The organism is Clostridium sp., from assembly GCF_036781005.1.
In the GTDB taxonomy this organism is placed as follows: Bacteria; Bacillota; Clostridia; order Clostridiales; family Clostridiaceae; genus Clostridium_B.
The window spans coordinates 1-8,288 of record NZ_DAIQBT010000066.1 but is presented as its reverse complement, the minus strand read 5'-3'; the positions used below and the strand labels follow the sequence as shown (position 1 = coordinate 8,288).

The 8,288-nt window shown below is 32.2% G+C and carries 10 protein-coding genes; 1 reads left to right on the top strand and 9 read right to left on the bottom strand.

Annotated elements, in window-relative coordinates; all coding sequences use genetic code 11:
* Positions 1-391: 391 nt before the first annotated feature.
* Positions 392-694, bottom strand: coding sequence for a hypothetical protein (locus V7Q02_RS15515; protein WP_333861991.1), 303 nt, complete (start codon positions 692-694; stop codon positions 392-394).
* Between the two features lie 12 nt (positions 695-706).
* Positions 707-859, bottom strand: a complete 153-nt coding sequence (locus V7Q02_RS15510) for a hypothetical protein (RefSeq protein WP_333861990.1) — start codon at positions 857-859, stop codon at positions 707-709.
* A gap of 441 nt (positions 860-1,300) precedes the next feature.
* Between V7Q02_RS15510 and V7Q02_RS15505 the strand changes: the two genes are divergently transcribed.
* Positions 1,301-1,915 carry a manganese efflux pump gene (locus V7Q02_RS15505; protein ID WP_333861989.1) on the top strand — a complete coding sequence of 205 codons (615 nt, stop codon included), beginning with the start codon at positions 1,301-1,303 and terminating at the stop codon, positions 1,913-1,915.
* A 73-nt stretch (positions 1,916-1,988) separates the two neighbouring features.
* Here V7Q02_RS15505 and V7Q02_RS15500 read toward each other — a convergent pair whose 3' ends face one another.
* The 7 genes from V7Q02_RS15500 to V7Q02_RS15470 all read right to left on the bottom strand — a co-directional run bounded on the left by V7Q02_RS15500 (position 1,989) and on the right by V7Q02_RS15470 (position 8,207).
* The gene (locus tag V7Q02_RS15500) at positions 1,989-4,289 is read right to left on the bottom strand and encodes a phage/plasmid primase, P4 family (protein ID WP_333861988.1); all 2,301 of its coding nucleotides are present in this window, start codon (positions 4,287-4,289) and stop codon (positions 1,989-1,991) included.
* Positions 4,290-4,307: 18 nt separating this feature from the next.
* On the bottom strand, positions 4,308-4,898 hold the full coding sequence (locus V7Q02_RS15495) for an ERCC4 domain-containing protein (RefSeq protein ID WP_333861987.1): 591 nt from the start codon (positions 4,896-4,898) through the stop codon (positions 4,308-4,310).
* A gap of 13 nt (positions 4,899-4,911) precedes the next feature.
* Positions 4,912-5,313 (bottom strand): single-stranded DNA-binding protein, encoded by a 402-nt coding sequence (locus tag V7Q02_RS15490; RefSeq protein WP_333861986.1) that lies wholly within the window; start codon positions 5,311-5,313, stop codon positions 4,912-4,914.
* On the bottom strand, positions 5,313-6,317 hold the full coding sequence (locus V7Q02_RS15485; RefSeq protein ID WP_333861985.1) for a sigma-70 family RNA polymerase sigma factor: 1,005 nt from the start codon (positions 6,315-6,317) through the stop codon (positions 5,313-5,315). Before V7Q02_RS15485 ends, V7Q02_RS15490 begins: the two co-directional genes overlap by 1 nt.
* 16 nt (positions 6,318-6,333) lie before the next feature.
* A complete protein-coding gene (locus V7Q02_RS15480; RefSeq protein WP_333861984.1) occupies positions 6,334-7,110 on the bottom strand; it encodes a PD-(D/E)XK nuclease-like domain-containing protein in 777 nt (258 codons plus the stop codon).
* 3 nt (positions 7,111-7,113) lie between these two features.
* Positions 7,114-7,920: a RecT family recombinase gene (locus tag V7Q02_RS15475; protein ID WP_333861983.1), complete on the bottom strand. Its 807-nt coding sequence runs from the start codon at positions 7,918-7,920 to the stop codon at positions 7,114-7,116.
* A gap of 161 nt (positions 7,921-8,081) precedes the next feature.
* Positions 8,082-8,207, bottom strand: a complete 126-nt coding sequence (locus V7Q02_RS15470) for a hypothetical protein (protein ID WP_333861982.1) — start codon at positions 8,205-8,207, stop codon at positions 8,082-8,084.
* Positions 8,208-8,288: the final 81 nt, after the last annotated feature.

Sequence of the window (8,288 nt, the reverse complement as noted above, 5' to 3'; positions counted from 1 at the left end):
AGCTCTTACGAGCATTTTTTAAGCGTTATTTTTTCATAGCACACTTTACACTATCCACACTTAACATAACAAAAGACACCTATAAACTAGATGCCTCTCTAAATATTTCCTATGATAGTATCATAAATCATATAAACTAATATTTATGATATTCTTCCTCTAATATCCAATATATAGTATAGTTATCCACATTATACCACTTGACATACCCTCATTACTGCACACTTTTAGAAAATTTTTATTTCATACCCTCAATCCCCTCTTTTCTGCAAATAACTTTCTTGCTTTACTTAGCCAATTATATATCCATCTCTGACTTGCAGGTATATATATTTCTGCTGTATGAACCCTACTGTGTATATCACCCTTTTCTAATTCTTTATCCGCATCTTTAAAGTAAACTATCTCTATAGCCTGTACAATAGCCCTGCCTTGAGGGCTTAACTCTAAGCTCTGCAACAGTAAGTTCTACAGCTTCCATATCTTTAATTTCTGCAAGCTTTTCATTAACTGCTCTTTCAGCCCTAATTATTGCTGCTTCTGTTGGACAATTTATTCCGGCACATTTTTGTTTTCTTTGATACTCTTCCAACGCTTCATCATAAATCTTTTTCTTATACTTTTCTGAACTCTTGCCATTACAACTATAGAATCTAAATGCAGCAGTTGCATAATCACGTATATGATTTTTCATATCTTACCACCTCTAGTCAAGCAATTTTAAAAGCCTATTCTTTTCAGATAACAATTTATGGACTTTATACTTGTCCTTTCTTTTACCCTTCCGGTATTCTTTATTTAAATCTATTTCTATCTGTTCAATCCTATCTTTATTTATTTGATCTATATTAAACTTCAAATTATCCCCTCACTACTTCCATTTTTTAGGGGTGACAAGAATGATAGCTTTTCGGGATCTTGTTTTATATACAATATTATTTATACTTACATTTATTGTTATTTTCATATTTTCTATACGCAAAGGATATAAAATTCTTGTCATTCCTGTCATCACTATCAATAAACGTAGTAAAACCAATACTTTAGATGATGACAGCTTTTAAAAATTCCTGTCATCTTCTTGTCATCATTTTTTAATTCCTGTCACCCTTTTTCAAATATATTGCTTATTTAAATTAAATTAACAAAAGCTTTGTATTAGACATAAAATACCAAAAATGTAACTTTAAATAACATAATAAAATCATTATACCTGAAAATGATATTCATGAACTCTTAATCACCATATAAATTTACAATCCATATATTAAAATATAACTAAATAAAAAGGAGCTAATATATGGAATTAATTTTACCTGCATTATTGTTTAGCTTATCTTCTAACTTAGATAATATAGTTATAGGAATTGCTTATGGAATAAAGAAAATAAGAATAGGATCAATTTCAAATCTTATAATAGCAATCATAACATCTTCAGGAACACTCTTATCCATGTTAATTGGATCATATATAGCAAAGCTTTTATCTTATTCAATGGCTAATTGTTTAGGTGCTTCAATTATTGTTATGTTAGGAATATATTTTGTAGCTCAAAGTGTAATAAAAATTTTAAATAATACTAAATCAAAAAAGCTTGCATTAAAAAATATTGATGATATGATTGAATATGCTGAAATATCAGATTTAGATAAATCTGGTAATATAAACATAAAAGAAGCTCTTCTTGTATCATTCGGATTAACATTTAATAACTTAGGAACTGGAGTTGCTGCAAGTATAACAGGAATTAGTGTTCAACTTACTGTTATATTTACATTTATATTAAGTATTGTTTTAATTATATTTGGTGAAGCTTTAGGCAGTCACATATTTGGTAAAGTTCTAGGAAAATATGCACCATTATTTTCAGGTATCTTGCTAATAATACTTGGTGTCATTGAATTCTTTACCTAGTACAAATAATATTAATATTATTTACTAACCTTTGTCATGGTAGACTTTGGTATAATTACACAAAGCTTTTATCTTACTTATTATTAAACGGAAATACATTATCATGTACTTCTACAAATTCCTCTTGATGTTCAGTATCCAAAATTCCAATTCCACTCCAATATCTACCATGTTTATTCCTTTCCTTTTCAAATCCTTTTTCAACCAACCTTTTACTTAATTTAATAGTTGATAATACATATTCCTTATTCTCATGGCACAAATCAGTGTAACAAGTATAAAGTTCCGATATTTTAACCTTACAAGTCTCACTGACAATACATTCATCATCAATAAACCTCTGCACTGGGTCCATTTCATTTTTATAATCATCAATTGCAAGTTTTACGTCCTCTGGTACCTCCATACCTTCTTTTTGCCATTTCAGACAACCTTCCAATGCCCAGTTTAATATTCCACTCATTTCAGGCATTAATTTATCTTCAAAGAAATGTTCGTCTTTATTTTCATCATTTTCAAAGTTATATTCAAAAGGTATTTTTCTTATTCTTCGCCATATACCGTTATCAGTGCCTTTAATCCTCGGAAGCTTATTTGTAGTCATCCAAAGTTTAAAAGTTGGATGCAGATCAAATTCTTCTTCGTACATCCTACGCACGGGAACGACTTCATCAGCTCCAGAGGTTAAACTCTTTACTAAAGCTTCATCAAAACATTTTCTTTCTTCCAGTTCATTTACACATACAAAATACTTTCCTTCTAATTTAGCTAAGTCCCCCCTGGCTCCTTCATCACCAATTTTCTCCATCAGTGAATTGCCTTTTAAAGTGGCAGCGTAATCTCCAAGTATTGTCATAATAGCTTTCATGAATGTACCTTTGCCATTGCTGCCTTGTCCATGAAGAATATAAAAACACTGCAAGTTTGAATCTCCTGTCATGGAATAACCAATAGACTTCTGAATATATTCAATTAACTCTTTATTACCCATGAAAATTTTATCTGCAAACTCTACCCAATTAGGACATTTAGCTCCTGGTTTAAAATCTACATTTACAAGCCTAGTTATATAATCTCTCCTGTTATGCTCCTGCAGCTCTCCAGTTTTTAAATTCAAAGTTCCATTTCTAAGATTTAATAAATATACATCTTTATTCATTTCATTAAGCACAATATTATGTTCAGTACGGCTTTGATTTATCATTGCTCTTATACGATTGTCATTTTCAGACCTTAATACAAATTTTGATACCTGCTTTTTAATATCTTCTGTTTCGATACTTTTAGGTAGTTCTTTTCCCTGTTGCTGCAGAGATTTAATTACACTTTTTGCCAATACTTCTATTCTTCCAATACAATCAACTTGCCAGTGCTTGCCGGACCATATAAGCCACTTTTTTCTTATAGGGTTGTACCTTATAATTTTGTTATACATGGCAACTAATCTTTCAGCATTACCCACGTCAGAGAAATTAAAATTAATTAGATTTACCTTTTCAGGCTCCAGTGCCGGATTCCACTTTTCAGCACTTTCAACAAGTTCTAAAAGCTCATCTTTAGTACCTCCAAAGTCAAGCCAATCACTCACATCTTCTTTTATTTCAAGGCCGGGTAAATTAATTATTTTAATATCTTCCGTAATGGCTGATAATTTATTTGCGATAAACTTCATATGTGCTCTTCCCGGATTATCATTGTCTGGAAGCAAAACTACCCTGGCACCTTCAAAGTATTTATTATAGTTATCTCTCCATTTTTGATTTTGTTTTGATTTACTGGCACCGTCAAAGCTTGTAGTCGCTGCAAGCCCTGCTTTTATCAAATTATCTGAATCCTTCTCACCCTCTACGATAAATACTGGCTTATTATCTTTTATAGCTTCAATAATACCAGGTAGATTATATATAACCGGCTCTATGCCCTCAAATTCTTTACTTCTTACATTTTTCCTTTCCTTCATACTCCATGCGTTACTTCCGGAGAATGTTTCGTAATAAATACCTGCATCAAGCCCCCATACTGTAGCACCATCAATAATTCTTCTTTGGCTGAACTTCTTACCTTTGAACCTTACTTTTTCAAATAATACCTTTCCTGCTTCATCTGTATATTTATACACTGCTTCAATACTCATTTTCCCACTGTCTTTATCCATAGGCTTATCAAATAAATCTGACATTTCAAGACCTGCAGCTTTTACAATTTCTTCGGTTTCGCACCCTGCATGACACTTTAGTATGGTCTTACCTTGTGCTCTGTCATATTTAATACTCAAGCTTGCTTCCTTATCGGGGTGGGCGGGACATATGGCTTTATATACATCCCCACGCTCGTTCTTTACTGTAAAATGTGCTTTTATATTATGATAGTCCACTCTCTCACCCCCCCTAAATTAAGTAACCTGTTCTGCTTTTATATCTTCCGTTCTTTCCTTCAAGGCTTCCATTACAGAATAATAAAGCAATTTTAATATTGTACGCCCTGCATCCTTCTTATCAACAAATCTTATGCCTTTCAAATAATTCACTTCTATACTTGCAAGTTTCCCTTCAAAAGCCTTAGAACTGTATCGACTCCTATAATTGCCTTTTTCAATATTTTCCATACCGTTTTTATCTTCAACTACAAGATAAATCATAATCCCCTTTTGTCGTGCTCTTTTAAGTTCTCTTTCAAGCCTTATATCATCCCTGTAATCCTCTCTTTTTTCACCTAAATTACTTGCCAATTCGTCAACACTATTTTTTCTTTCAACTGCAATATTGAAATACAAATCCCGTGATATTCCCATGTCCTCTCTAGCTGTAATAATTGCTGTATAGTCGCCTTCATTGATTTTCTTTTTTTTATACTGAATTTTCTTCTTGTCCAAGAAATCCAATATATGTTGATTTTTTTGCTCTCTGATATCATACAGTACCATAAAATTTTCCTTTAAAAGTTTGCTAATTTCTGAATCCGAAAATCTATATTGAACCTGCATCTAATCACCTCCATCAAAACGGGATATCATCCTCATCCCCTATTACCTCTGTATAACCGTCACCATCATTACTTTGTGATGCCTGTCCCTGCTTTTTATCGCCCCATTCAAGAAACTGAACTTCATCAGCCACTACTTCAGTTACATATCTCCTAGTTCCGTCATTAGCTTCATAGCTCCTAGTCTGGATTCTTCCTGCAACCCCTGCAAGTCTGCCTTTGCTTAAATAATTAGCTGCACTTTCAGCAATTTTATTCCAGACCACGATAGGTATAAAATCAGCTTCCTTTTGTCCATCTTTCGAAAATCTTCTTTCTACTGCAAACGTAAACTTTGTTACTGCTTTTCCACTACCAGGCAAAAACTGCAAGTCAGGGTCTTTGGTTAACCAGCCAATTAAAACAACTTTGTTCATTATGCCCTACCTACCTTGCTAATTTCTTGAAGCTCTCTTATGAGATCTTGAATTTCCGAAAACTCTATGGGCATGACGGTTGTTCCGTTAGGTCTTTTCATATTAAAACCATTACCATTATCATAGAGGTTGTAGCACATTATTTTTCCTCTCAATTCCATAGGTTGTAATATTCCACCTTTAGGCTTGAAGTCTTTAACCTTTTCATATGTTGATTTTTGGATTGAATTTATACCATCTTTACTTTCTGTTTTTGGCTTAGCATATTCAGATTTCCAACGATAGTAATAACTTTCAGCAGTTCCTTGGGTGCAGCCATATTTATTTACAACATCATCAATTAATATATTCTTGTCCTTATTATCATTTTCAGAAAAGTATCTAAAACAATCTTCTCTGGTATTATTCTTAACGTTCACATTTAATACCCCACTTTCATAATATCTCTTCAACTTCTTTAAAGAGGATTCTGTTAATCTACTCACATAGGACTGGCTTAGATTAAGTCTTTGCCCTATTTTCTTATGTGTAAGTCCATCTATAAATCTATACCTTATAATCATTTCTTCTCTTGGTCTTAAACATTTAAGTAAGATACTTAATTCTAATTTATTAACATTCTGAATTGCCATTTCTTCATAATCAGTATCATCTGATATAAGATCCATTATTGTAAGTGAATTTCCGTCTTTGTCTTCATTAATAGCACAATCCAAACTCCTGATACCTGTATGTTTTTTATTTTTCCTGTTATACATTCTTATTTCATTGCTTACTATGGTAGCCAGATAGGTCATAAATAATATTCCTTTACTGGCATCATAGGTATTATACGCCTTTACAAGGCCTATACCGGCTACCTGAACTAAATCATTAATATCATATTGGAATGACCATTTATGAGCTATCTTGTATAAAAAATTCTTAAACTGATCAAATACCTCAGTACAAGTCATTTTTTTAGTAATGCCATTACTTAGTCTGATTAGTTTTTTACATTCCACAATTACAAACCAACCATTAAAGATCCATATAAAATAAAACCTTGTCTAATTTTTTCGTAGCTCTACAATAATCACACTCTTCACACCTTACGGGCTCCTCTTTACCTTTCCAAACTGCTTTTATATGGTCAATTAGTATTTCAACTTCTAACAGCTTGTCTCTTATAAAATCTGTTCCTAGGAATATCACTGCCTTATCTGGAATGTCTTCTCTCGAAACAGCTATGATATGTGGTTGAAAATAGTCCTCTGCTTTACGATTTATCCTATCTATTTCGCAGTAAACAGCCATCTGTAATAAGTAATCATAATGTGTTATAAAGTTTTCATTGCCACTGAATTTGGAATGTATGTTTCTTGTGGTCTTAACATCCACAATGGCTTTCCTATCTGGATTATATATATCAAACATACCTTTCCACGGCACTCCAAATAATTCTGCTGTCTGTATAACCTCTTTTTGTCCTTCTCTAGCTTCTTGTACCAGCTTGTCATCTTTTAAAGTAGTAATCATTTTATCTGCAATTTGAAATGTAGCCTTTAACTGCCCTTTGGTAGTCCCTCTAGTAGAATACATTTCTGGATGATCTTTTTTAAATTCCTCTAATGTTCCCTCACTCCATGCATGAACATAACTGCCTAGGAGAAATGCATCTTTATTCTCCTCTTCCCATTCTCCATTAAGTTTAGCTATTGTTTTTGCTTCACATTTTATAAAGGATTTAAACAAGCTAACTGACATATACTCTTTGTCAGTTTCAAGTGCAAAATAATTTTCCTTTGTCACCGTCATTGTTTATTCACTCTCCTTAAAAGCATATTCCCTATTATCTTTCTTAATCTCTGCCTCTGTATCAGCTTCAACTATTTTATCCTCATCAATACTGCCTTTATCAAAATTTGAAACCTCTTTATTAGGTTCATGTTCAAACTGAAAATCAGAAGCTTCATCGTAAGTCTTTTTGCTTTCAATACTGTTAAAATCCAATTCTATGAACTTGCAGAGCCTTCTTAAAACTGTCTTTTTATACATCTCTCCTGGGGTTTTAACCCATGCAGGACTATTTTTAGCTTTTGAAAAATTGTTCCGTATATCTTCAATTTCTTGTTTTGTCATGGTTTCATATATCATGCTACCATCTTGAAATAAACATACTGCAAAAGCACCAATTATTTCATCATTATTAAACGGTAATGGTTTAAAATTTACAGTCTGATGGCCATTAACAATACTTTCTTGAAATTCATCACCTTTGCGAACAACTTTTGCATAAATATCCTTTATAGGATTAATACTGTATTTTTTAGCAAGTTTGATTTCTCCCTTATAATCTGTTTGAAATTGCAGATTGCCGTTATAAGGTATTGCATAACACTCTCTATTAAAGAAATCCAACCCTAAAAATGCACCTTTTAGCATTGTCCTTGCCACACTTATAGGCTGGCATTTATCTATATCCTTAGTATCCTGCAAAACCGTCATGCAATTTTGCAAGAATCGTGATTTGTTAAAATCCTTCGGTAATGCTTCTTTTTTTGTTTCTAATAATTTATTTAACGCTTTGTGGCTTTCACTCAACACCGCCATTTTTTTATCTGGCATGACTTATCCTCCTCAAAAATAAATTTAAATCTATAATCTCTACCTTATAAAAATTTTTTTATATACTACTTAGGATTATCTGTATCATAAATTTTATACTCTATAATATTCAATATTTTCAGTTGGTTATCAATACTAATTTTTGTATTTTAAAAAACTGATTATTCGCCTTCTTCAGCTCCTTCTTTTTCTACTTCATAGCCCTCTGTGCTGCACTCCAATTTTTTATCAAAAATTTCAATTTCTATGCTTATTTTAGCTGGACAATCTCCATCCATTTTAGGCAATTGATTTTTTATAATATCTGTTAAATTTTATAGTGATAGGTAAGACTTTGAAATTATCGCCATCTTTTCCCCCACCTCACA

Excerpts from the sequence above, each read along its gene's own strand:
- V7Q02_RS15515 (WP_333861991.1), bottom strand. The coding sequence starts at position 694 with ATGAAAAATCATATACGTGATTATGCAACTGCTGCATTTAGATTCTAT.
- V7Q02_RS15505 (WP_333861989.1), top strand. The coding sequence starts at position 1,301 with ATGGAATTAATTTTACCTGCATTATTGTTTAGCTTATCTTCTAACTTA.
- V7Q02_RS15495 (WP_333861987.1), bottom strand. The coding sequence starts at position 4,898 with ATGCAGGTTCAATATAGATTTTCGGATTCAGAAATTAGCAAACTTTTA.
- V7Q02_RS15490 (WP_333861986.1), bottom strand. The coding sequence starts at position 5,313 with ATGAACAAAGTTGTTTTAATTGGCTGGTTAACCAAAGACCCTGACTTG.
- V7Q02_RS15480 (WP_333861984.1), bottom strand. The coding sequence starts at position 7,110 with ATGACGGTGACAAAGGAAAATTATTTTGCACTTGAAACTGACAAAGAG.
- V7Q02_RS15475 (WP_333861983.1), bottom strand. The coding sequence starts at position 7,920 with ATGCCAGATAAAAAAATGGCGGTGTTGAGTGAAAGCCACAAAGCGTTA.